The sequence below is a fragment of the Citrobacter sp. Cb041 genome (genome assembly GCF_030336655.1).
Lineage (GTDB): Bacteria > Pseudomonadota > Gammaproteobacteria > Enterobacterales > Enterobacteriaceae > Citrobacter > Citrobacter braakii.
Window position 1 is genome coordinate 1 of sequence record NZ_JAOWDD010000030.1, and the last position, 23695, is coordinate 23695.

22 protein-coding genes and 1 riboswitch are annotated in these 23695 nt (G+C 54.4%); of the genes, 12 read left to right on the forward strand and 10 right to left on the reverse strand.

Annotation, left to right across the window (positions count from 1 at the left end; translation table 11 throughout):
• Positions 1-333: 333 nt before the first annotated feature.
• Together purH and purD are read left to right on the forward strand one after the other, a co-directional pair.
• Entirely contained in the window at positions 334-1923 is a 1590-nt protein-coding gene (purH, locus tag OGV52_RS06350; protein ID WP_016155320.1) for a bifunctional phosphoribosylaminoimidazolecarboxamide formyltransferase/IMP cyclohydrolase, read from the forward strand.
• A 15-nt stretch (positions 1924-1938) separates the two neighbouring features.
• Positions 1939-3228 (forward strand): phosphoribosylamine--glycine ligase, encoded by a 1290-nt coding sequence (gene purD, locus OGV52_RS06355; protein ID WP_016157951.1) that lies wholly within the window; start codon positions 1939-1941, stop codon positions 3226-3228.
• Here the strand turns inward: purD and zraR are convergent.
• Both zraR and zraS read right to left on the reverse strand, forming a co-directional pair.
• The gene (gene zraR / locus OGV52_RS06360) at positions 3225-4550 is read right to left on the reverse strand and encodes a sigma-54-dependent response regulator transcription factor ZraR (RefSeq protein WP_049282587.1); all 1326 of its coding nucleotides are present in this window, start codon (positions 4548-4550) and stop codon (positions 3225-3227) included. The two genes, purD and zraR, sit on opposite strands and share 4 nt — an antisense overlap.
• Before the next feature lie 5 nt (positions 4551-4555).
• Positions 4556-5941: a two-component system sensor histidine kinase ZraS gene (gene zraS, locus OGV52_RS06365; RefSeq protein WP_287108256.1), complete on the reverse strand. Its 1386-nt coding sequence runs from the start codon at positions 5939-5941 to the stop codon at positions 4556-4558.
• A gap of 264 nt (positions 5942-6205) precedes the next feature.
• Here zraS and zraP point away from each other — a divergent pair, with 264 nt between their 5' ends.
• A complete protein-coding gene (gene zraP, locus OGV52_RS06370; RefSeq protein WP_016155316.1) occupies positions 6206-6646 on the forward strand; it encodes a zinc resistance sensor/chaperone ZraP in 441 nt (146 codons plus the stop codon).
• A gap of 59 nt (positions 6647-6705) precedes the next feature.
• On the opposite strand, the gene OGV52_RS06375 is transcribed toward zraP, so the two are convergent.
• The 6 genes from OGV52_RS06375 to nudC all read right to left on the reverse strand — a co-directional run bounded on the left by OGV52_RS06375 (position 6706) and on the right by nudC (position 11064).
• Complete coding sequence (locus OGV52_RS06375) at positions 6706-7398, reverse strand: DUF1481 domain-containing protein (RefSeq protein ID WP_047359007.1); 693 nt, start codon at positions 7396-7398, stop codon at positions 6706-6708.
• Between the two features lie 11 nt (positions 7399-7409).
• Complete coding sequence (gene hupA / locus OGV52_RS06380; protein ID WP_001044509.1) at positions 7410-7682, reverse strand: nucleoid-associated protein HU-alpha; 273 nt, start codon at positions 7680-7682, stop codon at positions 7410-7412.
• A gap of 186 nt (positions 7683-7868) precedes the next feature.
• Positions 7869-8459 (reverse strand): YjaG family protein, encoded by a 591-nt coding sequence (locus OGV52_RS06385; RefSeq protein ID WP_003842015.1) that lies wholly within the window; start codon positions 8457-8459, stop codon positions 7869-7871.
• A 33-nt stretch (positions 8460-8492) separates the two neighbouring features.
• A complete protein-coding gene (gene nfi / locus OGV52_RS06390) occupies positions 8493-9173 on the reverse strand; it encodes a deoxyribonuclease V (protein ID WP_047416002.1) in 681 nt (226 codons plus the stop codon).
• Between the two features lie 9 nt (positions 9174-9182).
• Positions 9183-10247: a uroporphyrinogen decarboxylase gene (gene hemE / locus OGV52_RS06395; protein WP_046276272.1), complete on the reverse strand. Its 1065-nt coding sequence runs from the start codon at positions 10245-10247 to the stop codon at positions 9183-9185.
• 43 nt (positions 10248-10290) lie between these two features.
• Positions 10291-11064 carry an NAD(+) diphosphatase gene (nudC, locus tag OGV52_RS06400; RefSeq protein WP_016155312.1) on the reverse strand — a complete coding sequence of 258 codons (774 nt, stop codon included), beginning with the start codon at positions 11062-11064 and terminating at the stop codon, positions 10291-10293.
• 96 nt (positions 11065-11160) lie between these two features.
• Here nudC and OGV52_RS06405 point away from each other — a divergent pair, with 96 nt between their 5' ends.
• The 7 genes from OGV52_RS06405 to thiH all read left to right on the forward strand — a co-directional run bounded on the left by OGV52_RS06405 (position 11161) and on the right by thiH (position 17272).
• Positions 11161-11649, forward strand: a complete 489-nt coding sequence (locus OGV52_RS06405; RefSeq protein ID WP_016155311.1) for an Rsd/AlgQ family anti-sigma factor — start codon at positions 11161-11163, stop codon at positions 11647-11649.
• Positions 11650-11698: 49 nt separating this feature from the next.
• Positions 11699-11821, forward strand: a riboswitch (TPP riboswitch).
• An 83-nt stretch (positions 11822-11904) separates the two neighbouring features.
• Complete coding sequence (thiC, locus tag OGV52_RS06410; protein ID WP_047498840.1) at positions 11905-13803, forward strand: phosphomethylpyrimidine synthase ThiC; 1899 nt, start codon at positions 11905-11907, stop codon at positions 13801-13803.
• Entirely contained in the window at positions 13803-14438 is a 636-nt protein-coding gene (thiE, locus tag OGV52_RS06415; RefSeq protein ID WP_016157945.1) for a thiamine phosphate synthase, read from the forward strand. The genes thiC and thiE overlap by 1 nt, the downstream gene beginning before the upstream one ends.
• A complete protein-coding gene (locus tag OGV52_RS06420) occupies positions 14431-15189 on the forward strand; it encodes a HesA/MoeB/ThiF family protein (protein WP_287108258.1) in 759 nt (252 codons plus the stop codon). The genes thiE and OGV52_RS06420 overlap by 8 nt, the downstream gene beginning before the upstream one ends.
• On the forward strand, positions 15170-15370 hold the full coding sequence (thiS, locus tag OGV52_RS06425; protein ID WP_016155307.1) for a sulfur carrier protein ThiS: 201 nt from the start codon (positions 15170-15172) through the stop codon (positions 15368-15370). Before OGV52_RS06420 ends, thiS begins: the two co-directional genes overlap by 20 nt.
• Before the next feature lies 1 nt (position 15371).
• Positions 15372-16142, forward strand: coding sequence for a thiazole synthase (thiG, locus tag OGV52_RS06430; RefSeq protein WP_287108259.1), 771 nt, complete (start codon positions 15372-15374; stop codon positions 16140-16142).
• Positions 16139-17272, forward strand: coding sequence for a 2-iminoacetate synthase ThiH (thiH, locus tag OGV52_RS06435; protein WP_016157943.1), 1134 nt, complete (start codon positions 16139-16141; stop codon positions 17270-17272). The genes thiG and thiH overlap by 4 nt, the downstream gene beginning before the upstream one ends.
• A 120-nt stretch (positions 17273-17392) precedes the next feature.
• On the opposite strand, the gene cspE is transcribed toward thiH, so the two are convergent.
• Positions 17393-17605 carry a transcription antiterminator/RNA stability regulator CspE gene (cspE, locus tag OGV52_RS06440; RefSeq protein WP_016155304.1) on the reverse strand — a complete coding sequence of 71 codons (213 nt, stop codon included), beginning with the start codon at positions 17603-17605 and terminating at the stop codon, positions 17393-17395.
• Positions 17606-18695: 1090 nt separating this feature from the next.
• On the opposite strand from cspE, the gene OGV52_RS06445 reads away from it, so the two are divergent.
• A complete protein-coding gene (locus tag OGV52_RS06445; RefSeq protein WP_016155303.1) occupies positions 18696-19001 on the forward strand; it encodes a PTS sugar transporter subunit IIB in 306 nt (101 codons plus the stop codon).
• A 4-nt stretch (positions 19002-19005) separates the two neighbouring features.
• Complete coding sequence (locus OGV52_RS06450) at positions 19006-19323, forward strand: PTS lactose/cellobiose transporter subunit IIA (protein WP_047415986.1); 318 nt, start codon at positions 19006-19008, stop codon at positions 19321-19323.
• A 147-nt stretch (positions 19324-19470) separates the two neighbouring features.
• Here OGV52_RS06450 and rpoC read toward each other — a convergent pair whose 3' ends face one another.
• Positions 19471-23694, reverse strand: a complete 4224-nt coding sequence (rpoC, locus tag OGV52_RS06455; RefSeq protein WP_016155301.1) for a DNA-directed RNA polymerase subunit beta' — start codon at positions 23692-23694, stop codon at positions 19471-19473.
• Between the last annotated feature and the right edge of the window lies 1 nt (position 23695).

Genomic DNA, 23695 nt, shown 5'->3' on the forward strand with positions numbered 1-23695 from the left:
CATTATAGGGAGTTTCCTGCGGCCCGCAACCCTTAAATTGCAGAAAAATGACTGACCGCTGCATTCCACAGCAAAACCCCACCTTATACCCATTTACACACAGAGTTATCCACAAACCACGCGATCGTTTGTGCACTTCTCTGTTTATATGAGCATCCTTCAACGGAAAAAGAAGAGGTCAAAATCGAAAATTAAAAATTCGCGAGCGTTGCGCAAACGTTTTCGTTACAATGTCCCCGCACAACAAGGATGCCCCGTAAGGGGCGTTAGCTGAGTTTTTAGCCAAGAATTCACCTAACGCTCTCTGTAATAGTCAAATCCAGGGGATTTACCATGCAACAACGTCGTCCAGTCCGCCGCGCTCTGCTCAGTGTTTCTGACAAGGCCGGTATCATCGAATTCGCTCAGGCACTTTCCGCACGCGGTGTGGAGCTGCTGTCTACAGGTGGCACTGCGCGCCTGTTGGCTGAGAAAGGCCTGCCAGTGACCGAAGTTTCCGATTACACCGGCTTCCCGGAAATGATGGATGGACGCGTAAAGACCCTGCATCCGAAAGTCCACGGCGGCATTCTTGGTCGTCGCGGTCAGGACGACGGGATTATGGAACAGCACGGCATCGCACCTATCGACATGGTGGTTGTTAACCTGTACCCGTTCGCCGAGACCGTTGCCCGTGAAGGCTGCTCGCTGGAAGATGCGGTAGAAAACATTGATATCGGCGGCCCGACGATGGTGCGTTCCGCTGCCAAAAACCATAAAGATGTGGCTATCGTTGTGAAGAGCAGCGACTACGCCGCCATTATTAAAGAGATGGATGCCAACGACGGTTCTCTGACCCTCGACACGCGTTTCGACCTCGCGATTAAAGCCTTCGAACACACCGCCGCTTACGACAGCATGATCGCCAACTACTTCGGTAGCATGGTTCCGGCCTACCACGGCGAAAGCAAAGAAGCCGCCGGTCGCTTTCCACGTACACTGAACCTGAACTTCATTAAGAAGCAGGATATGCGCTACGGCGAGAACAGCCACCAACAGGCTGCCTTCTATATAGAAGAGAATGTTAAAGAAGCGTCCGTTGCCACCGCGCAGCAGGTACAGGGCAAAGCACTTTCCTACAACAACATCGCCGATACCGATGCGGCGCTGGAGTGCGTAAAAGAATTCAACGAGCCAGCCTGTGTGATCGTCAAACACGCTAACCCGTGCGGCGTGGCTGTCAGTACCTCTATTCTCGATGCTTACGACCGCGCCTATAAAACCGACCCGACCTCCGCGTTCGGCGGCATCATCGCCTTCAACCGCGAACTGGATGCCGAAACTGCTCAAGCCATCATTTCCCGTCAGTTCGTGGAAGTGATCATCGCGCCATCCGCAACCGAAGACGCACTGAAAATCACCGCCGCCAAACAGAACGTCCGCGTGCTGACCTGCGGTCAGTGGGCACAACGTGTGCCGGGCCTGGACTTCAAACGCGTTAACGGCGGTCTGCTGGTTCAGGATCGTGACCTGGGTATGGTGAGCGAAGGTGAACTGCGCGTAGTTTCCAAACGTCAGCCGACTGAACAGGAACTGCGCGATGCGCTGTTCTGCTGGAAAGTAGCTAAATTTGTAAAATCCAACGCCATTGTTTACGCCAAAGAGAACATGACTATCGGCATAGGCGCAGGCCAGATGAGCCGCGTATATTCCGCAAAAATCGCCGGAATTAAAGCCGCCGACGAAGGTCTGGAAGTTCAAGGTTCCTCTATGGCATCCGACGCCTTCTTCCCGTTCCGCGATGGGATTGATGCCGCCGCCGCCGCCGGTGTGACCTGCGTGATCCAGCCGGGCGGTTCTATCCGTGATGATGAAGTCATTGCTGCCGCCGACGAGCACGGCATAGCGATGGTGTTCACCGACATGCGCCACTTCCGCCATTAATCCACGGAGCAGACGATGAAAGTATTAGTGATTGGCAACGGCGGGCGCGAACACGCGCTGGCCTGGAAAGCGGCGCAGTCGCCAAAAGTCGAAACGGTATTTGTCGCACCAGGCAACGCGGGCACCGCGCTGGAACCTGCGCTGCAAAACGTGGCAATCGGCGTGACCGATATTCCGGCGCTGCTGAGCTTTGCCCAAAATGAGAAGATCGATCTGACCATCGTTGGCCCAGAAGCGCCTCTGGTAATTGGCGTGGTCGATGCGTTTCGCGCTGCCGGTCTGAAAATCTTCGGCCCAACCGAAGGTGCAGCACAGTTGGAAGGCTCCAAAGCCTTCACCAAAGATTTCCTTGCACGTCATAACATTCCGACGGCGGAGTATCAGAACTTCACCGAGATTGAGCCTGCGCTGGCCTATCTGCGTGAGAAAGGCGCGCCGATCGTTATCAAGGCCGACGGCCTGGCCGCCGGTAAAGGCGTTATCGTCGCGATGACGCTGGAGGAAGCCGAAGCCGCCGTTCATGACATGCTGGCAGGTAACGCTTTTGGCGATGCGGGCCACCGTATCGTTATCGAAGAGTTCCTTGACGGTGAAGAAGCGAGCTTTATCGTGATGGTTGACGGCGAGCACGTGCTGCCAATGGCCACCAGCCAGGACCACAAACGCGTGGGCAACGGCGATACCGGTCCGAATACCGGCGGTATGGGCGCTTACTCACCTGCACCGGTGGTGACTGACGACGTTCATCAGCGCACCATGGAACGCATCATCTGGCCAACCGTAAAAGGCATGGCAGCGGAAGGGAACACTTACACCGGTTTCCTGTACGCAGGTCTGATGATCGACAAACAGGGCAACCCGAAGGTTATCGAGTTCAACTGCCGCTTCGGCGATCCGGAAACCCAACCGATTATGCTGCGTATGAAATCGGATCTGGTGGAGCTGTGCCTTGCCGCCTGTGACGGCAAGCTGGATGAGAAAACCTCTGAGTGGGACGAACGCGCCTCTTTGGGCGTAGTGATTGCCGCAGGGGGTTATCCGGGCAACTACAATACTGGCGATGAGATCCACGGCCTGCCGCTGGAAGAAGTCGCTGACGGTAAAGTGTTCCACGCGGGCACCAAACTGTCTGCTGACGATCGCGTGCTGACCAACGGCGGTCGCGTCCTGTGCGCCACCGCGCTGGGCAACACCGTTGCCGAGGCGCAGCAGCGTGCCTACGCCCTGATGACCGACATCCGTTGGGACGGCAGCTTCAGCCGTAACGACATCGGCTGGCGCGCCATCGAACGTGAGCAAAACTAACGGCTGAGCTTAGCCAGCAGCGTTTTGCGCGTAATACCTAACTGACGGGCGGCTTCGGTTTTATTGCCGCCCGTTTTTTCCAGCGCCGCCAGAATCACTTCTTTTTCGACATCCACCAGCGGTTGGATCTCGCCACTGTATTCCGTTTTTATCGGTGTCGCGGCAATCGCCATCGGCAGCTCGCGTTCGGAAATATATTCCCCCGTTAGCAGCACCACCGAACGCTCAATCGCATTTTCCAGCTCACGGATATTGCCCGGCCAGTCATAGTGGATCAGCAGATCCATCGCCTGCGGAGTAAAGCCTTTCACCGCTTTTCGATTACGTGTGGCAAAACGCTGGAGAAAATGTTCGGCCAGCAGCGGAATATCTTCCCGACGCTGGCACAGCGCAGGCATTTCAATAGTGATGACGTTCAGGCGATAGTAGAGATCCTGACGAAAGTGCCCGGCGTTCACTTCCTCCGCCAGATCGCGATGTGTGGCAGCGATCAGCCGGACATCAACCGCAATAGTCTGGTTGCTGCCAACCCGTTGCACTTCTCGCTCCTGGATTGCCCGCAGCAGACGCACCTGCATTAGCGGTGAGATATCGCCAATTTCATCAAGAAATAACGTGCCGCCTTCGGCTTCCACAAAGCGCCCTTCCCGCCGCTTATCCGCGCCGGTAAACGCGCCTTTCTCATGTCCAAAAAGTTCGGACTCCAGCAGCGATTCATTAAGCGACGCACAGTTCAGCGTCACCAGCGGTTTATCACAGCGGGCACTGCTGGCATGCAGCGCCCGGGCCACCAGCTCTTTCCCCGTACCGGAGTCTCCGTGAATGAGCACCGTTGCATCCGAGGGCGCAACCATCGCGATTTCATTGATCAACTGCTGCATCGCCGGACTGCTGCCAATCATGCCAAACTGCGCAGCCGACCCTGACGGCAGTTCAGCGCCCGTTTCCCGCGTATGCGCCAGCGCCTTTTCCAGCGTCTCCTGCAGGCGATCAAAATCCAGCGGCTTGATTAAGTAGTCCAGCGCCCCGGTTTTCAGCGCCTCAACGGCGGTCTCCACGCTGGAGAACGCCGTCATGATCAATACCGGAATCGCCGAATTCAGCGCTTTAATCTCTTTCAGTGTTGCAATGCCGTCCATCTCCGCCATACGCACATCGCACAGCACTAAATCAAATACGCGTTCACGCACCTGTTCCAGTGCCGCTTGCCCGCTATAGGCCAGCGCGACCTCATAACCCCAGCCGCGCAGCAGCGCCTGTAAAATGGTGCAGTGGCTGATATCGTCATCTACCACCAGAATATTGATTTTTCCGCGCGTCATCCTTGTTAATCCTGTTGTTTCGCGTTGGTCGGCAGCCAGAGGGTAAAGGTTGCGCCTTTGCCCTCAACGCTTGCCACATGAATGGTACCACCGTGCTGTTCAATTATGTTCTGCACTACCGCCAGCCCAAGGCCGGTTCCATCCGCTTTAGTCGTGAAGTAAGGCGTAAAAATAGCCTCCAGCTGTTCCGCTGCAATCCCTTTCCCGCTATCAATAACCACGATTTTAACGCGATCGCCGCTGCTTTCACTCGCTTCAACCGTAATCGTGCCCTGACGACCAATCGCATGAATGGCGTTCAGATACAGATTCAACAGAACCTGAGTCAGTCGGTCGGGATCGGCCTGAATAGCGGGCAGCGTGGAACTGGCCGAAAAGCGTAGCTGGATTTCCCGACTTGCCGCATCCTGACTCACCAGGTTTAATGAGTGGGTGATGACCTCATTGAGATCCACCTGTTGCAGCGTCAGATGCGCAGGTTTCACCAGCTCCAGCAACTCGCTCACCACCCGATTTAAACGGTCCGCCTCTTTCGCCATCACCTGCGCCAGCTCATGCGACTCGCCACCAGCCGGAGTTCGTTCAGCAAAATACTTCGCTAAACCCTTGATCGATGAAAGCGGGTTTCGAATCTCATGCGCGACCCCGGCCGCCAGATGTCCGAGCGCCATCAGTTTTTCTTTACGCTTCATCGCATCCTGCAGTTCTTTGTACGAGCGCTGATAGCGCTGATACCAGAAGAACGTCAGCACAGTGGCCAGCAGCACGGCCGCCAGCGCAGACAGGACGATCAGGGTGTTACGCCACTCTCTTGCCTGAGTCGCAGCCAGATCGCTGGCATCAAAAGCGATAAATATGGTTTGTGCGGGGGTGATAAGCTGTCCGTCATTGCTGGCACAGCGCGCCATGCCATGACGTCCTGGACCATACATCGGCTGAAACTGACGATAAATTTCCAGGACAGGTGTTTTTTCACCGTCCCCCGTAGGCATGTCAATATTCCGCCAGCTTTCCTGTTCCCCGGGGCTTAGTTGCCGCAGGACATCCGGTGAGTAGAGCGTTTTACCGACCATCGCGGAATTGCTGTGAGTAATAATGACGCCATGATCGTCAACGACGGCAAACCATAGCACGCCTGGTTGTACGGCCATTTCCTCCAGCAGCGTCTGCTGTTGAGCATGATGCATGCGCATCCCCATACCTACGCGCGTACCAGACTCCAGAGCGCGGATGAGCACGCTGCCTTTTTCCAGTAGCGTTTGCCGCGCGGCGCCGCTTTCCCGCCCATAGTCCCGAATGGTCATAATCGAAAACCAACCGACCAAAATCAGGATTGCCACCAGCAAGAGTCGGCTCAACCACTTGGCCGCCGTGTCCTTATAAAGACGCATACGCTCTCCCTTTATCCCACCTGTTCCTTTCATCGTTGCAGGTATACAGCAGAAATCATGCCATTTTTTCTCAGTGATAACCCTGCCCTCAGACACAAACCGCTGAAAGTAGCGGGTAAAAATGACCCGCCGGCGCGTTCTGGCGAGTCATTTTTACTCGTCGCCCTGTAAAGACCACGAGTACAACGCCCGCGGGACCTGGATTGCCGCTTTGGCACGGAAGATGCAATAGGAAATGTAATCTAACCAACAGGAGAACGACCCATGAAACGGAACAACAAACTGGCGCTGATTGCACTCTCTCTTATCGCGTTGGGCTCTACCCCGGCGCTGGCGCAGAATCACTGGGGATATGGTGATGGAATGCAGCAACGAGGCGGTACGCCAATGACCACTGAGCAGCAGGCTACAGCGCAGAAAATATATGATGATTACTACTCGCAGACCAACGCCTTGCGCCAACAGCTGACCTCTAAACGTTATGAGTACAACGCGTTGCTAACAGCCAGCTCGCCGGACACTGCAAAAATTAATGCCGTGGCAAAAGAGATGGAGGCGTTGAATCAGTCACTGGATGAGCAGCGCGTTAAACGCGATGTCGCAATGGCCCAGGCAGGCGTACCTCGCGGAGCGGGAATGGGCTACGGCGGGTGCGGCGGTGGCGGCAACCATCGCGGCGGCCATATGGGAATGGGCCACTGGTAAACGGTTTTTGCCGGATGGCGGCCTCACCTTATCTGGCCCGATGTCCTGGCATCAGGTTTTCAGAAGGTTTTGGCAGTAGGCTGCCAGTGACAAAAATCTTCATTAGCAACCAGCAGTAGCTGCGACCCTTCGGGCGCTTCCAGCCATGCCACACTCACTTCTACAGATGAATGGCTCTGGCGGCGCTCAATGTGGTTTATCGCCCACGATTCCAGATCGGGCTTCAGTGTTTCACCTTCACAGGTCGTGACTGTGTTATTCGCATGCCAGCGTCCCTGACGCAATATCACCCGTCCCTGACGCAACGCATCGCTGGTCTGGCGGATTTGATCGGCACGATAGCGGTAAAGCGCAATTTGATCGCTGGAAAGCTGCTGCTTTTGCCCATCGACTTCACGTTGCATGAAACTCAGTTCGCCCCGGTCATCGAAGCGTATACGGACATGTTCCGGTGGTTTACTGTAAGTGTTGAGTTCTATCAGCGAGAGCGAATCACCCTGCCAGCGGTATTCACTGGTGGTGGTATCGCCTTTACGCCACGGACTAAATACCGAGAGCAAGTGAACATCGTCGCTGGAATCTTTACGCCAAATGCGTACCGCCCCCTGATCGCCAACATAGCCGCTGGCCGTGAACGGAGGAAGCTCAGAGTGGCGACTACAGGCAGACAGTAACAGCACACCTGAAAGCCAAAGCGAATGACGCCAGATAGACAAAAGGGGCGAAACCGCCCCTTCGATAAAACTGTTCACTGCCACGCGAATTACTTAACCGCGTCTTTCAGTGCTTTACCAGAAACAAATGCCGGTACGTTAGCTGCGGCAATTTTGATTTCTTTACCGGTCTGCGGGTTGCGGCCAGTGCGCTCAGCACGGTGGTTCACTTTGAAGGTACCGAAACCAACCAGTTGTACAGCATCGCCTTCTTTCAGAGACTCAGTAATAGCAGCCAGAGTGGATTCCAGAGCAGCTTTAGCCTGTGTTTTAGACAGTTCTGCTTTGTCTGCAATTACATCAATCAGTTGAGTCTTGTTCATAAGTTATCCTTACAATGTGTTTATCGCTTGCTAAGCATCGAGTGCGACGGAAATGCCAGAAAAGCACTCTCCTGCATACACGCACCGATAGCCACTTTTTTTCGCCCCCCAAATGTAGACCAGACCGGGGGCGGATGGGAAGCCTTCAGGCACGACAAATCAGGCGTTAAATCACGTTTTATGGTGTCATTGCTGAAAATTTATACCAATATTGCTCTCGCCAGCCTCGCGCAGGTCTGCACGAAGCCCTTTTATCAGCTCAATATCGCGTTCTTCACAGTCGGCTAAAAGTCGGAAAATTTCCCACTGAATATCCCATTCTTGCTCAACGGCCGGGTTCTCTTTGAGCTCTTCATCGGTCATTTCGCGACCAGCCTGGGTCATTTCCAGCATCGCAACCGTCGTAATCGAAGCCTTACTAACCTCAATTGCATGTTCCAGCGTTTCACCGCTAAGACGCGAATGCATCAGTTCGCTTAATGCCACACAGGCATCAATCGCCGGATAAACGCCGTACAAATCATAATCGTCTGCTGAAGGAATAGCCTCTTCAAATTTTTCCAACTGGCTATCGAAATTGATTTTCGCGTCTTTAACCGTCAGCGCTTCCCAAATCAAATCCAGAATCCGGCGGTAAATTTGTCCATCGCCAAATTCGGTTTGCTTACAGAACATGGCGTAGTTGGGGTACATGCGTTCGCACAGACAGGCCATAAACGTGACGTGCTGCCAGCTTTCCAGCTTCTCCAGACGCAGGTGAATCGGATTTTGTAACATGATGAGTTCTCAAATACGGAAATTAGCGGCAGTTTACCCGATATGGGGCGTTTTTGCTGCAAGCCGCGTAAAAGCAGGGCGTTCGGATGCCACCGCATCTGCCCAGCGTGTTGGTTCCGGCAGACGATAGCCGTTCATACAGCGTTGTACCCACGCTAACGCGCTGTCCTGGCTCACGCGATGACCCGTAGAGATAAACAGCGGGTTACAGCGTGCTTTGCTGCGCCAAACCCATGCCAGCTGTTCGCCTTTATCCAACAACGGCGCTAACGCTCCGGGTTCGGCGGCGAGCGGCTCAAACTTGCCGCACAACCGTTTTTTCGCCACGCCAATCGTCGGGACATCCACCAGCAGGCCAAAATGGCTGGCCACGCCCAGACGGCGAGGGTGAGAGATCCCGTGACCGTCAACGAACAGCAGATCAGGCTTGTGCGAAAGCTGCTGCCAGGCGGCCATCAGCGCGGGTGTTTCGCGAAAGGAGAGAAAGCCAGGAATGTAGGGCATGGTGGTGGCGATTCGCGCCACCTTGTATTCAACCAGTTCCAGCGAGGGGTACTTCAGTAAGACCATCGCGGCTCGCGTCACTTCGCCCCCCTGCTCGAACCCAACGTCCGCCCCGCCGATCAGATCCGGCGGATCGCTCCTCAGGCGATCCTCGCGGATCACTGAGGAGGCCAGTTCAAGCTGCTGCGCGCGTAATGACGCAAGATCCATAATGACTCCTTAGCGGTGATACTGTTCAGACAACCGATGTACCGCCTCCACAAAGACACCCGCATGCTCTGGCGGGACATCCTGATGAATGCCGTGGCCCAGGTTAAAGACATGGCCTTCACCCTGACCAAAACCGGCCAGAATCGTCGCCACCTCTTCTTCGATGCGGGCTGGCGGCGCATACAGCATGGACGGATCCATATTGCCCTGTAGTGCCACTTTATGACCTACACGACGACGCGCATCGGCAATGTCAGTGGTCCAGTCCAGACCTAACGCATCACAGCCGGTTTCCGCCATCGCTTCCAGCCACTGACCACCGCCTTTGGTGAACAGCGTCACCGGTACGCGACGACCTTCGTTCTCGCGCATCAGACCGTCGACGATTTTGTGCATGTAATACAGGGAGAACTGCTGATAGTCGCGACCGGTCAGCACACCGCCCCAGGTGTCGAAAATCATTACCGACTGCGCGCCCGCTTTGATCTGCGCGTTCAGGTACAGAGTGACGCTCTTCGCCAGCTTATCAAGCAGCAGATGCAGCGCCTTTGGATCGGCGTACATCATCTTTTTAATCACGGTGAAGGCCTTACTACTGCCGCCTTCGACCATATAGGTCGCCAGTGTCCACGGGCTACCGGAGAAGCCGATCAGCGGCACTTCGCCTTTCAGTTCACGGCGGATAGTGCGCACCGCATTCATCACATACCCCAGCTCATCTTCCGGGTCCGGGATCGGCAGTTTGTCGACGTCAGCCTTGCTGGCGATCGGTGAGGTAAAGCGTGGGCCCTCTCCGGCTTCAAAATACAGCCCAAGTCCCATCGCATCGGGAATCGTCAGGATATCCGAAAAGAGGATCGCCGCATCAAGCTTATAGCGACGCAGCGGCTGCAGCGTGACTTCGCAGGCCAGCTCGGCATTTTTGCACAGCGCCATAAAATCGCCCGCTTCGGCACGCGTGGCTTTATATTCCGGTAGATAGCGGCCCGCCTGGCGCATCATCCATACCGGAGTGACATCAACGGGCTGGCGCAGCAGCGCACGCAGATAACGATCGTTCTTCAGTTCGGTCATTTTTCCATTCCTTGAGCTATTTCACGCCAGTGTAACATGTGTGTCACTCATACTCTGCCCGACAGAGGGCGACAGTATCTTCAATCAATCGACGCGCGACGGTGCCCGGCGGGGGCAGGAGCGGTAAATCGTCGTAGCGATACCAGTTCGCTTCCAGCAGTTCCTTCGGGTCAATAACAATTTCGCCGCTATCATACTCCGCCATAAATGCGGTCATCAAAGACTGTGGGAACGGCCACGGCTGAGAAGTGACGTAGCGCAGGTTTTTCACCTTAATGCCGCTCTCTTCCATGACTTCGCGTGCCACCGCCTGCTCGAGGGTCTCGCCCACTTCGACAAAACCCGCCAGCACGGTATGCACGCCGTTACGATGGCGAACATGTTGGGCAAGCAGGATAGCGTCGTCACGGCGAATAGCGACGATAATGCAGGGGGCAATTTGCGGGTAGTAGCGTTCTCGACAGTGGCTACACAGCATCGCCCATTCCGTTTTACTCGGGTGCATGGGATGACCGCAGTAACCGCAGAATTTATGTGAGCGGTAGAACTCGGCCAGTTGTACACCGCGTCCGGCCAGTTGAAACAGGCCAACATCCTGGTCAATGACCTGGCGCACAGACCCCATATCGTGCCGACGCTGCTGCTGCACCAGCCAGACCGTCTCCCCTTCCCATTCGCCTATAGGAAGTGCGCGCTGCCCGGTTAGATCAAAACTTGCTGCGTCGCCGTAAGGCAGTTCGCCATGAGGCAACCATAACTTTTGCTCATGACTGACAATCCACCAGCCGCTATCTAATTTTTCAATTATACGATCCATATCTCTTGCGCAACCTTTGCTTCACAGGCATGTTGTTTACATTATTTTTACATTTACGGGTGAGCCGTTCCTAAACACCATCTTGCGGAGTCAATCATGCTAAACCAGCTGGAAAGCCTGACGGAGCACGTCGGAGGAAGTAACAAACTGGTTGATCGCTGGCTACATGTACGTAAGCACCTGCTCGTGGCTTACTACAATCTGGTTGGCATTAAGCCTGGCAAAGAATCGTACATGCGGCTCAATGAAAAGGCGCTGGATGATTTTTGCCAGAGCCTGGTCGATTACCTTTCCACCGGACACTTCAGTATTTATGAACGTATTCTCCATAAATTGGAAGGGAACGGGCAGCTTTTAAAAGCCACAAAAATTTGGCCGCTCCTGGAAGCCAATACGCAACTGATCATGGACTACTATGATTCCAGTCTGGAGACCGCCATTGATCACGATAACTTCCTTGAATTTCAACAGGCCTTATCGGATATCGGCGAGGCGCTGGAAGCCCGGTTCGTGCTGGAAGATAAGCTGATCATGCTGGTTTTTGATGCGATGCACGAGAGTGGCATGATCAAACGTCCTGCTTGAGATTTGCGACATTAACGCGTAATTTACATTCATTACCTCTTTTTGAGGTTACTTCTTGTCGGAGTGCTTATTTTCCACAGCAGCATGAGTGGAAAAGGCTGAGACCGTTAATTCGGGATCCGCGGAACCTGATCAGGTTAAAACCTGCGAAGGGAACAAGAGTCAATCTACAACCGTATCGCCCTTTGGCGTTCGTCTCTCTTGCTTCATCCGTCGTCTGACAAGCCATATCCTTACTTTTATTTGGAATGAGCTATGTCTGCCACTACTAAACCATCACGCCGCGAACAGCGCGCCCAAGCCCAACACTTTATCGACACGCTGGAAGGTACCGCCTTTCCTAACTCAAAACGTATCTACATCACCGGTTCGCAGGCGGATATTCGCATCCCGATGCGCGAAATCCAGCTAAGTCCTACGCTGATTGGTGGTACGAAAGACAACCCGCAGTTTGAAGAGAACGAAGCCGTGCCGGTGTACGACACCTCCGGGCCGTACGGCGATCCTGATGTGGCGATTAACGTTCAGCAGGGTCTGGCGAAACTGCGCCAGCCATGGATTGCGGCGCGTAATGATAGCGAAGAATTAGACGACCGTAGCTCCGCTTATACCAAACAACGTCTGGCCGACGATGGCCTGGACGAGCTGCGTTTCAGCGGCCTGCTGACGCCAAAACGCGCCAAAGCCGGCAAGCGCGTTACCCAGTTGCACTATGCCCGTCAGGGGATGGTTACCCCGGAGATGGAATTTATCGCCATCCGTGAAAACATGGGCCGCGAGCGCATTCGTAGTGAAGTGCTGCGCCATCAGCATCCAGGGATGAACTTTGGCGCTCGCCTGCCGGAAAACATCACCCCGGAATTCGTGCGTGATGAAGTCGCTGCGGGCCGCGCGATTATTCCTGCCAACATCAACCACCCGGAATCCGAGCCGATGATCATCGGCCGCAACTTCCTGGTGAAGGTGAACGCCAACATCGGTAACTCGGCGGTGACCTCTTCCATTGAAGAAGAGGTGGAGAAGCTGGTGTGGTCGACCCGCTGGGGCGCAGATACGGTGATGGACCTCTCCACCGGCCGCTATATTCACGAAACCCGCGAGTGGATCCTGCGTAACAGCCCGGTGCCGATCGGTACCGTGCCGATCTACCAGGCGCTGGAGAAGGTTAACGGGATCGCCGAAGATCTCACCTGGGAAGCCTTCCGCGACACGCTGCTCGAACAAGCCGAACAGGGCGTCGACTACTTCACCATTCACGCGGGCGTACTGCTGCGCTACGTGCCGATGACCGCCAAACGCCTGACAGGTATTGTCTCGCGCGGCGGTTCGATCATGGCGAAATGGTGTCTTTCTCATCACAAAGAGAATTTCCTGTTTGAACATTTCCGCGAGATTTGCGAAATCTGTGCCGCCTATGACGTTTCGCTCTCTCTCGGCGACGGCCTGCGTCCAGGCTCGATTCAGGATGCCAACGACGAGGCGCAGTTCTCCGAGCTGCATACGCTGGGCGAACTGACCAAAATCGCCTGGGAATACGACGTGCAGGTGATGATTGAAGGCCCGGGTCATGTGCCGATGCATATGATCCAGCGCAACATGACCGAAGAGCTGGAGCACTGCCATGAAGCGCCGTTCTACACCTTAGGACCGTTGACGACAGATATCGCGCCGGGCTATGACCACTTCACCTCCGGCATTGGTGCGGCGATGATCGGCTGGTTTGGCTGTGCGATGCTGTGCTACGTCACGCCAAAAGAGCACCTTGGCCTGCCGAACAAAGAAGACGTGAAGCAAGGGCTGATTACCTACAAGATTGCCGCCCATGCCGCTGATTTAGCCAAAGGCCATCCGGGAGCGCAGATCCGCGATAACGCCATGTCGAAAGCGCGCTTCGAATTCCGCTGGGAAGACCAGTTTAACCTCGCACTCGACCCATTCACCGCCCGCGCCTATCACGATGAAACCCTGCCACAGGAGTCCGGCAAGGTTGCCCACTTCTGCTCCATGTGCGGGCCGAAGTTCTGCTCGATGAAAATCAGCCAGGAGGTCCGCGACTACGCCGCCGCACAAACCATTGAAATCGGAATGGCGGATATGTCGGAGAACTTCCGCGCCAAAGGCGGCGAAATCTACCTCAAAAAAGAGGAGGCGTGATGTACCAGCCTGATTTCCCGACCGTGCCGTTCCGCCTCGGGCTTTACCCGGTGGTAGACAGCGTTGAATGGATTGAACGCTTGCTGCAGGCAGGTGTGCGCACGATCCAACTGCGCATTAAAGATAAACGTGATGAAGAGGTCGAAGCCGACGTCATTGCCGCCATTGAGTTGGGGCGTCGCTATGATGCTCGCCTGTTTATCAACGACTACTGGAGCCTGGCAATTAAGCACAACGCGTACGGCGTGCATCTGGGCCAGGAAGACCTCGAAACCACCGACCTGAAGGCGATTCAGGCGGCGGGGCTACGCCTGGGTGTTTCCACTCACGATGATATGGAGATAGACGTAGCGCTGGCTGCTAAGCCTTCTTATATCGCGCTGGGTCATGTCTTCCCGACGCAAACCAAGCAGATGCCGTCGGCCCCGCAGGGTCTCACGCAGTTGGCAAGCCATAGTAAACGACTGGCGGATTACCCCACTGTCGCTATCGGCGGCATCAGCCTTGAGCGCGCCCCAGCGGTGCTGGCGACCGGCGTTGGCAGCATTGCCGTGGTCAGCGCCATAACCCACGCCGCAGACTGGCAGGCAGCCACGGCGCAGTTACTGGACATTGCGGGAGCCGGCGATGAATGACCGCGATTTTATGCGCTACAGCCGCCAGATCCTGCTCGGCGACATTGCCATTGAGGGCCAACAAAAGCTGCTCGATAGCCATGTGCTGATCGTCGGTTTAGGTGGGCTCGGCTCGCCTGCGGCACTGTATCTGGCGGGAGCGGGCGTCGGCACGCTGACGTTGGCGGACGATGATGGCGTTCATCTGAGCAACCTGCAGCGGCAAATATTGTTCACCACCGATGATATCGCCCGGCCGAAAGCACAGGCGGCAAAGCGACATCTGGCACGCCTTAATCCGGACAGCGAGCTGGTCGCCCTTGAGCAGCGGCTGACCGGTGAGGCGCTCCGGCATGCGGTAGCGCGTGCCGACGTGGTGCTCGACTGTACCGACAACATGGCGACGCGCCAGGAAATTAACGCCGCCTGCGTGATGCTCAACACTCCGCTCATCACCGCCAGCGCTGTGGGCTTTGGCGGCCAGCTAATGGTACTGACGCCACCGTGGGAACAAGGCTGTTACCGTTGCCTGTGGCCGGATGATGTAGAGCCGGAACGCAACTGCCGCACCGCCGGCATCGTCGGCCCGGTTGTGGGCGTGATGGGCACCTTGCAGGCGCTGGAGGCGATTAAATTACTCAGCGGCATTGAAACTCCCAGTGGGGAGCTACGCCTGTTCGACGGTAAAACCAGCCAGTGGCGCAGCCTCGCGCTACGTCGTGCCAGCGGCTGCCCGGTCTGCGGAGGACAACATGCAGATTCAGTTCAATGATGAGCCAATGCAGTGCGCCGAGGGACAAACCGTCAGCGGGCTGCTCACTGCGCTAAATCAACTTAAACCGGGAGCGGCGCTGGCGCTTAATCAGCAGATCCTGCCGCGCGAGCAGTGGGAGCAGCAAATCGTGCAGGAAGGCGACCAGATCCTGCTTTTTCAGGTTATTGCAGGGGGTTGATATGTTACGTATTGCCGACAAAACGTTTGATTCACATCTGTTCACCGGCACCGGAAAATTTGCTTCGTCGCAGCTGATGGTCGAGGCGATCCGCGCCTCCGGCAGCCAACTGGTGACGCTGGCGATGAAGCGCGTGGATTTGCGCCAGCACAACGATGCCATTCTGGCCCCACTTATCGACGCGGGGGTGACGCTACTGCCTAACACCTCCGGGGCGAAAACCGCGGAAGAGGCTATTTTCGCCGCCCAGCTGGCGCGTGAAGCGCTGGGCACAAACTGGCTAAAATTAGAAATTCACCCGGACGCCCGCTGGCTATTACCGGATCCGATTGAAACGTTAAAAGCCGCGGAAGCATTGGTGAAACAGGGCTTTGTGGTGCTGCCCTACTGCGGCGCGGATCCGGTGCTGTGTAAGCGGCTGGAAGAGGTCGGCTGCGCGGCGGTAATGCCGCTCGGCGCGCCCATCGGTTCTAATCAGGGACTGGAAACGAAAGCGATGCTGGAGATTATTATCCAACAGGCAACCGTACCGGTGGTGGTTGATGCGGGTATCGGCGTCCCCAGCCACGCCACACAGGCGCTGGAAATGGGTGCCGACGCAGTGCTGGTCAACACGGCAATCGCCGTGGCCGACTGCCCGGTCACGATGGCTACCGCCTTCCGTCTGGCGATTGAAGCGGGCCTTCTGGCGCGCCAGGCGGTACCAGGAAGCAAAAGTTCGCAGGCAAGCGCCACCAGCCCGTTAACCGGATTCCTGGAGGCCTTCGTATGAAAACGTTCAGCGACCGCTGGCGCCAGCTTGACTGGGATGACATCCGCCTGCGTATCAACGGTAAAACCGCCGCTGACGTGGAGCACGCCCTCAACGCTTCACAGCTTAGTCGCGACGATCTGATGGCGTTGCTCTCCCCTGCCGCCGCCGACTTTCTGGAGCCGTTGGCACAGCGAGCGCAGCGCCTGACCCGCCAGCGCTTCGGCAACACGGTCAGCTTTTATGTTCCGCTATATCTCTCAAATCTTTGCGCCAACGACTGCACCTACTGCGGCTTTTCCATGAGCAACCGTATCAAACGCAAAACGCTGGACGAAGATGAGATAAAACGAGAGTGTACCGCTATCCGTGAGCTGGGTTTTGAGCATCTGTTGTTGGTCACCGGTGAACATCAGGCAAAAGTCGGAATGGATTACTTTCGTCGCCATTTGCCCACCATTCGCCGCCAGTTTGCCTCGTTGCAGATGGAAGTTCAGCCGCTGTCAGAGGCTGAATATGCGGAGCTGAAGACGCTGGGACTGGATGGCGTGATGGTGTATCAGGAGAGCTATCATGAGGCGATTTACGCTCGCCACCATCTGAAGGGGAAAAAGCAGGATTTCTTCTGGCGACTGGAAACGCCGGACAGGCTGGGCCGCGCAGGGATCGACAAAATCGGTCTTGGCGCGTTGATTGGTTTGTCCGACAGCTGGCGGGTCGATTGCTATATGGTGGCTGAACATCTGCTGTGGATGCAGCAGCATTACTGGCAGAGCCGCTACTCCATCTCCTTCCCTCGCCTGCGCCCATGCACCGGTGGCGTTGAACCCGCATCGATCATGGACGAGCGACAGTTGGTCCAAACCATTTGCGCGTTTCGTTTACTGGCGCCAGAAATTGAGCTGTCGCTCTCCACCCGCGAATCGCCATGGTTCCGTGATCATGTGATCCCGCTGGCGATCAACAACGTCAGCGCCTTCTCAAAAACACAGCCCGGCGGTTATGCCGATAACCATCCTGAACTGGAACAGTTCTCCCCACACGACGCCCGTCGCCCAGAAGCCGTTGCTGAAGCACTAATGGCGCAGGGGTTACAGCCCGTGTGGAAGGACTGGGACAGCTATCTGGGACGCGCTTCGCAGATGCCGTAAGTCCGGAGCCATCGCATAAAACGAAAAAACCCGCTTTCGCGGGTTTTTTCTTCACTGTCACTTAACTGCTCAGGCTCTGGCCTTCATCGCTATCGTAAGCATTAGTGAAATTATCGGCGATTACAGCGCGACAACATTAACAGCAGACGGGCCTTTAGCGCCATTCTCCACAGAGAACTCCACTTTTTGACCTTCGTCTAATGTTTTAAAATCGTTGCTCTGGATAGCAGAGAAATGCACAAACACGTCCTTGCTACCGTCCTGAGGAGTGATAAAGCCGAAGCCTTTCTCAGAGTTAAACCATTTTACTAAACCAGTCATTTTGTTAGACATAGATACTTCCTTTCATATTTTTGAGCCGCTTAAGCAGCGAAGATGGCCTGTTTTGCAGAAATTAACTTATGGGGCACTTAGGGAGGAGGCTCATGAAGAAGAGTATCTGAGGATAACGCTTGAACTGAGAACTGCTTTACTAAAACTGCTTTCATAAGGTCTGTGTATCAAACCGATGTCGCTATAGTAGACTTACTTCTAATCAATAAGCAAGCATTAATTTATTTAATAATCGATTAACGCCGAAATGTTACACCATTGCGGTTGAGCATTTCAGGTAACAACTTGATCTAAAATGAACAAAAGCCCTGACCATTGCAGTCAGGGCTTTAAGTTACTACACACTTCAAATTTAACATTAATAAACTTAACGATTTAGTACTGCTGATGGTACTACTTTAAAATGTACACGTTTACTACAGATAATATTGGATATTGATACTAACTAAAAACGTCCTCTATTTACCGTTAAACACATTCCACCCGCTTGATAATAGAACTCAAGGCTGGTGACCTAAACAAGTACACTTCCCCTCGCGACATATACTCTTTGATGCGTTGCCTTATTTCCCTTGCGATAACCAGAAAACAGAAACCGCAAACATTTACTATTAAATCATGGCGTTACATCGTCGCGTTTTACTAACTATTTGCGATTAGATATATCAACTACGTGGCCTGAAAGCATTGTCGAGGTGAATAAATAGCGTTTTCAGCATCGACTATCCCATACAAAAATACTTCGTGGCCTTTATCGCAACCCCCAATCAAGCTCTACTAACACTTACTACCTTAACAGCAAACTACAATTTCTCCGCTGTTAAGCATTAACATACGGGTTTAAAAAACGCTGTCAATACTGTTTTTTATAACATGTCTTTATTAACAGTGATTATATATTCCTGCATATGATAAATGGGTCAACAATCGCCAAATCAGGGCCAGATCGTAGGGTTGAGCCTCTTTTTGTAACCGGTTTCAGAAAAAGTGACTTTCTTTGTGATGCCTTGCACACAATCGTTGCAAAGCAGTTGTTGCTGCGGCTGGCTCGCGATAATTATCAACCCACACATGTTGATCGAGACTGCTTATGAAAAACATCGTTTTATGCTGTGCCGCCGGAATGTCCACCAGCATGCTGGTGCAAAAGATGAAAGATGCCGCCCAGAAAAAAGGAGTCGACGTCACTATCAAAGCGGTCCCGGTGGCTGAGTTTGAAGAGAATATCGCCACTGCAGATATCGTATTGCTCGGCCCACAGGTTAAGTATGAACAGGCCAAGCTGCAGGCGCTCGCCGACCCGCTAGGAAAAAAAGTAGCCGTTATCGATATGATGGATTACGGCATGATGAAAGGCGATGCGGTACTGGACAAAGCGCTGAAACTACTGGAGTGATGGCATGGAAGAGTTAGAAACGATCATCATGGAATTATTGGTAAACGCCGGAGCTGCGCGCAGTCAAGCCCTGACGGCGTTGCAACTGGCGCGTAAAGGTGATTTCGCTGGGGCAGAACACGCGATGATAGAATCACGCGAGTATGTTAAACAAGCGCATAAAATCCAGACCCAACTGATCGGAATTGACGAAGGTACCGGCAAACTACCGGTTAATCTCATCACCGTCCATTCCCAGGACCACTTGATGAATGCCATGGTGATTCAGGATCTGGCAGGCGATATGATTGAACTGTATCGACGCTTACCACCAGTAAACTGATCGGATGGCGTAAGCCGTAGGCCTCATAAGCCTGGCGTCATCATGCCGGATGGCAGCTGCTGCCTTATCCGGCCAACATAATACATCTTAAATCCATCGACATAAAAAAACCCGCCGAAGCGGGTTTTTTATTAGCGTCAGCAACGATTAATCGTTGTCAGAACCGCCAAGGCCTGCGTTCAGCAGTTCTGCCAGGCTGGCAGACGCATCTTCAGCAGTCACCTGCGGAGCAGCTGGCAGTTCGCCCGCTGCGCGGCGGCGCATACGATCCTGGTGGTACGCATAACCGGTACCCGCCGGGATCAGACGACCCACGATAACGTTCTCTTTCAGACCGCGCAGTTCATCACGTTTACCTGCAACAGCGGCTTCGGTCAGGACACGCGTGGTTTCCTGGAACGATGCTGCAGAGATGAAGGACTCGGTCGCCAGAGACGCTTTGGTGATACCCAGCAGATCGCGGGAGAATGTTGCACCCACTTTGCCGTTCGCTTCCAGATCGCGGTTAGCAATCTTGACGCGGGAGTATTCAACCTGCTCGCCTTCCAGGAAGTCGGAGCTACCAGCGCTTTCGATGGTGGCTTTACGCAGCATCTGACGAACGATAACTTCGATGTGCTTATCGTTAATCTTAACGCCCTGCAGACGGTATACGTCCTGAACTTCGTTAACGATATAACGAGTTACAGCATGCACACCACGCAGACGCAGGATGTCGTGCGGCGCTTCCGGACCGTCGGAAACAACGTCACCACGTTCTACACGTTCACCTTCGAACACGTTGAGCTGACGCCATTTCGGAATCATCTCTTCGTACGGCTCGCTACCGTCTACCGGGGTGATAACCAGACGACGTTTACCTTTGGTTTCTTTACCGAAGGAAATGATGCCGCTGATTTCAGCCAGGATTGCCGGCTCTTTCGGACGACGTGCTTCGAACAGGTCCGCAACGCGCGGCAGACCACCGGTGATATCCTTGGTACCGCCGGATTCCTGCGGTACACGCGCCAGGGTGTCACCAGAACTGATCTGTACGCCATCTTCCAGCTGAACAATCGCTTTACCCGGCAGGAAGTACTGAGCAGGCATATCAGTGCCTGGGATCAGAACGTCGTTGCCCTGAGCATCAACAATTTTCAGTGCCGGACGCAGGTCTTTACCACCCGCAGTACGTTCTGCAGAATCCAGAACCACCAGAGAAGACAGACCGGTCAGCTCGTCGGTCTGACGAGTAATGGTCTGGCCGTCGATCATGTCAGTGAAGCGGACGAAACCACTCACTTCGGTGATAACCGGCATGGTGTGCGGATCCCAGTTCGCTACGGTTTCGCCGCCAGCAACCTGTTCGCCATCACCTTTCGCCATAACGGAGCCGTAAGGCACTTTATAGCTTTCTTTGGTACGGCCGAATTCGTCGATCAGTTTCAGTTCGGTGTTACGTGAGGTGATAACCAGTTTACCGCTGGAGTTAACAACCGACTTCGCATTGCTCAGACGGATGCTACCTTTATTTTTCACCTGGATGCTGGATTCAGCAGCCGCACGAGATGCCGCACCACCGATGTGGAACGTACGCATCGTCAGCTGTGTACCCGGTTCACCGATGGACTGTGCCGCGATAACGCCGATTGCTTCACCTTTATTGATGATGTGGCCACGCGCCAGGTCACGACCGTAGCAGTGCGCACATACACCAAAGTCGGTGTCACAGGATACAACGGAACGGACTTTGACGGAGTCAACGGAGTTCTCTTCCAGCAGGTCACACCACTGTTCGTGCAGCAGCGTGTTGCGTGGAACCAGAATATCCGCCGTACCCGGCTTCAGAACGTCTTCAGCAGTCACACGACCCAGAACGCGATCGCGCAGCGGTTCTTTAACGTCACCACCCTCGATAACCGGGGTCATGGTGATGCCTTCCAGCGTGCCGCAATCGTCTTCAGTAACAACCAAGTCCTGCGCAACGTCAACCAGACGACGAGTCAGATAACCGGAGTTCGCTGTTTTCAGTGCGGTATCCGCCAGACCTTTACGAGCACCGTGAGTAGAGATGAAGTACTGGAGTACGTTCAGACCTTCACGGAAGTTCGCGGTGATTGGCGTTTCGATGATGGAGCCATCTGGCTTAGCCATCAGACCACGCATACCAGCCAGCTGACGAATCTGTGCTGCAGAACCACGCGCACCGGAGTCGGCCATCATGTAGATGCTGTTGAAGGAAACCTGCTGCTCTTCTACGCCGTCACGGTTAATCACGGTTTCGGTTTGCAGGTTATCCATCATCGCTTTGGATACACGATCGTTCGCCGCAGCCCAGATATCGATAACTTTGTTATAGCGTTCGCCCGCGGTTACCAGACCAGACTGGAACTGCTCCTGGATCTCAGCAACTTCAGCTTCCGCTTCAGAGATGATCTCGTGTTTCTTCTCTGGGATGACCATGTCATCAATACCAACAGATGCACCTGAACGCGCTGCATAAGCAAAGCCGGTGTACATTGTCTGGTCAGCGAAGATAACGGTCGGCTTGAGGCCCAGAATGCGGTAACAGGTGTTCAGCATTTTGGAGATTGCTTTCTTGCCCAGCGCCTGGTTGACGATGGAGAAAGGCAGACCTTTCGGTACGATCATCCACAGAATGGCGCGACCAACGGTCGTGTCTTTCAGGCTGGTGTGCGCAACGAATTCGCCGTTTTCATCTTTTTCGTATTCAGTGATACGCACTTTAACGCGCGCATGCAGAGAGGCCAGACCTGCGCGATAGATACGCTCAGCTTCTTTCGGGCCAGTCAGCACCATGCCTTCGCCTTTGGCGTTAACACAGTCACGGGTCATGTAGTACAGACCCAATACAACGTCCTGAGACGGAACGATGATAGGTTCGCCGTTCGCCGGAGACAGGATGTTGTTGGTAGACATCATCAGCGCACGCGCTTCGAGCTGGGCTTCCAGCGTCAGCGGTACGTGAACAGCCATCTGGTCACCATCGAAGTCGGCGTTATATGCCGCACAAACCAGCGGGTGCAGCTGGATAGCTTTACCTTCGATCAGTACCGGTTCAAATGCCTGGATACCCAGACGGTGCAGGGTTGGTGCACGGTTCAGCAATACCGGGTGTTCGCGGATAACTTCGTCCAGGATATCCCAAACGACAGCTTCTTCACGCTCAACCATTTTCTTAGCGGCTTTGATGGTGGTGGCCAGGCCACGCAGTTCCAGCTTGCCGTAAATGAACGGTTTGAACAGTTCCAGTGCCATTTTCTTCGGCAGACCGCACTGATGCAGACGCAGGTATGGACCTACGGTGATTACAGAACGACCGGAGTAGTCAACACGCTTACCGAGCAGGTTCTGACGGAAACGACCCTGTTTACCTTTGATCATATCGGCCAAAGATTTCAGAGGACGTTTGTTAGAACCGGTGATCGCACGACCACGACGACCGTTATCCAGCAGGGCGTCAACCGCTTCCTGCAGCATACGTTTTTCGTTACGTACGATGATGTCCGGCGCAGCCAGATCCAGCAGACGTTTCAAACGGTTGTTACGGTTGATCACGCGACGGTACAGATCGTTCAGATCTGATGTTGCGAAACGACCACCATCCAGCGGAACCAGCGGACGCAGATCTGGCGGCAGAACCGGCAGAACGGTCAGGATCATCCACTCTGGCTTGTTGCCAGACTGTACGAATGCTTCCAGCAGTTTGATACGTTTGGTCAGCTTCTTACGCTTGGTTTCGGAGTTGGTTTCGTTCAGCTCTTCGCGCAGAGTTTCGCACTCTTGCTCCAGATCCATGCTCTTCAGCAGGGCCTGGATTGCTTCCGCACCCATCTTCGCGTCGAATTCGTCACCGAACTCTTCCAGCGCGTCCAGATACTGCTCTTCAGTCAGGATCTGTTGACGTTCCAGGTTAGTCATACCGCCTTCGATAACCACATAAGATTCGAAGTACAGTACGCGTTCGATATCGCGCAGCGGCATATCGAGCAGCAAACCGATACGGGACGGCAGAGATTTCAGGAACCAGATGTGAGCGGTCGGAGACGCCAGCTCGATGTGGCCCATACGCTCACGGCGTACTTTAGTTTGGGTCACTTCAACGCCGCACTTCTCACAGATCACACCGCGGTGTTTCAGGCGCTTGTACTTACCGCACAGGCACTCATAGTCTTTTACCGGCCCAAAGATACGGGCGCAGAAAAGGCCGTCACGTTCAGGTTTGAACGTACGGTAGTTGATGGTTTCCGGCTTCTTAACTTCACCGAAAGACCATGAACGGATCATGTCTGGCGAGGCCAGAGCAATTTTGATCGCATCAAACTCTTCGGTTTTAGTCTGCGCTTTCAGAAACTTTAATAAATCTTTCACG

Coding starts and splice junctions, on each gene's coding strand:
- purH (WP_016155320.1), top strand. CDS start 334: ATGCAACAACGTCGTCCAGTCCGCCGCGCTCTGCTCAGTGTTTCTGAC.
- purD (WP_016157951.1), top strand. CDS start 1,939: ATGAAAGTATTAGTGATTGGCAACGGCGGGCGCGAACACGCGCTGGCC.
- zraR (WP_049282587.1), bottom strand. CDS start 4,550: ATGACGCGCGGAAAAATCAATATTCTGGTGGTAGATGACGATATCAGC.
- zraS (WP_287108256.1), bottom strand. CDS start 5,941: ATGCGTCTTTATAAGGACACGGCGGCCAAGTGGTTGAGCCGACTCTTG.
- zraP (WP_016155316.1), top strand. CDS start 6,206: ATGAAACGGAACAACAAACTGGCGCTGATTGCACTCTCTCTTATCGCG.
- hupA (WP_001044509.1), bottom strand. CDS start 7,682: ATGAACAAGACTCAACTGATTGATGTAATTGCAGACAAAGCAGAACTG.
- OGV52_RS06385 (WP_003842015.1), bottom strand. CDS start 8,459: ATGTTACAAAATCCGATTCACCTGCGTCTGGAGAAGCTGGAAAGCTGG.
- nfi (WP_047416002.1), bottom strand. CDS start 9,173: ATGGATCTTGCGTCATTACGCGCGCAGCAGCTTGAACTGGCCTCCTCA.
- hemE (WP_046276272.1), bottom strand. CDS start 10,247: ATGACCGAACTGAAGAACGATCGTTATCTGCGTGCGCTGCTGCGCCAG.
- nudC (WP_016155312.1), bottom strand. CDS start 11,064: ATGGATCGTATAATTGAAAAATTAGATAGCGGCTGGTGGATTGTCAGT.
- OGV52_RS06405 (WP_016155311.1), top strand. CDS start 11,161: ATGCTAAACCAGCTGGAAAGCCTGACGGAGCACGTCGGAGGAAGTAAC.
- thiC (WP_047498840.1), top strand. CDS start 11,905: ATGTCTGCCACTACTAAACCATCACGCCGCGAACAGCGCGCCCAAGCC.
- thiE (WP_016157945.1), top strand. CDS start 13,803: ATGTACCAGCCTGATTTCCCGACCGTGCCGTTCCGCCTCGGGCTTTAC.
- OGV52_RS06420 (WP_287108258.1), top strand. CDS start 14,431: ATGAATGACCGCGATTTTATGCGCTACAGCCGCCAGATCCTGCTCGGC.
- thiS (WP_016155307.1), top strand. CDS start 15,170: ATGCAGATTCAGTTCAATGATGAGCCAATGCAGTGCGCCGAGGGACAA.
- thiG (WP_287108259.1), top strand. CDS start 15,372: ATGTTACGTATTGCCGACAAAACGTTTGATTCACATCTGTTCACCGGC.
- thiH (WP_016157943.1), top strand. CDS start 16,139: ATGAAAACGTTCAGCGACCGCTGGCGCCAGCTTGACTGGGATGACATC.
- cspE (WP_016155304.1), bottom strand. CDS start 17,605: ATGTCTAACAAAATGACTGGTTTAGTAAAATGGTTTAACTCTGAGAAA.
- OGV52_RS06445 (WP_016155303.1), top strand. CDS start 18,696: ATGAAAAACATCGTTTTATGCTGTGCCGCCGGAATGTCCACCAGCATG.
- OGV52_RS06450 (WP_047415986.1), top strand. CDS start 19,006: ATGGAAGAGTTAGAAACGATCATCATGGAATTATTGGTAAACGCCGGA.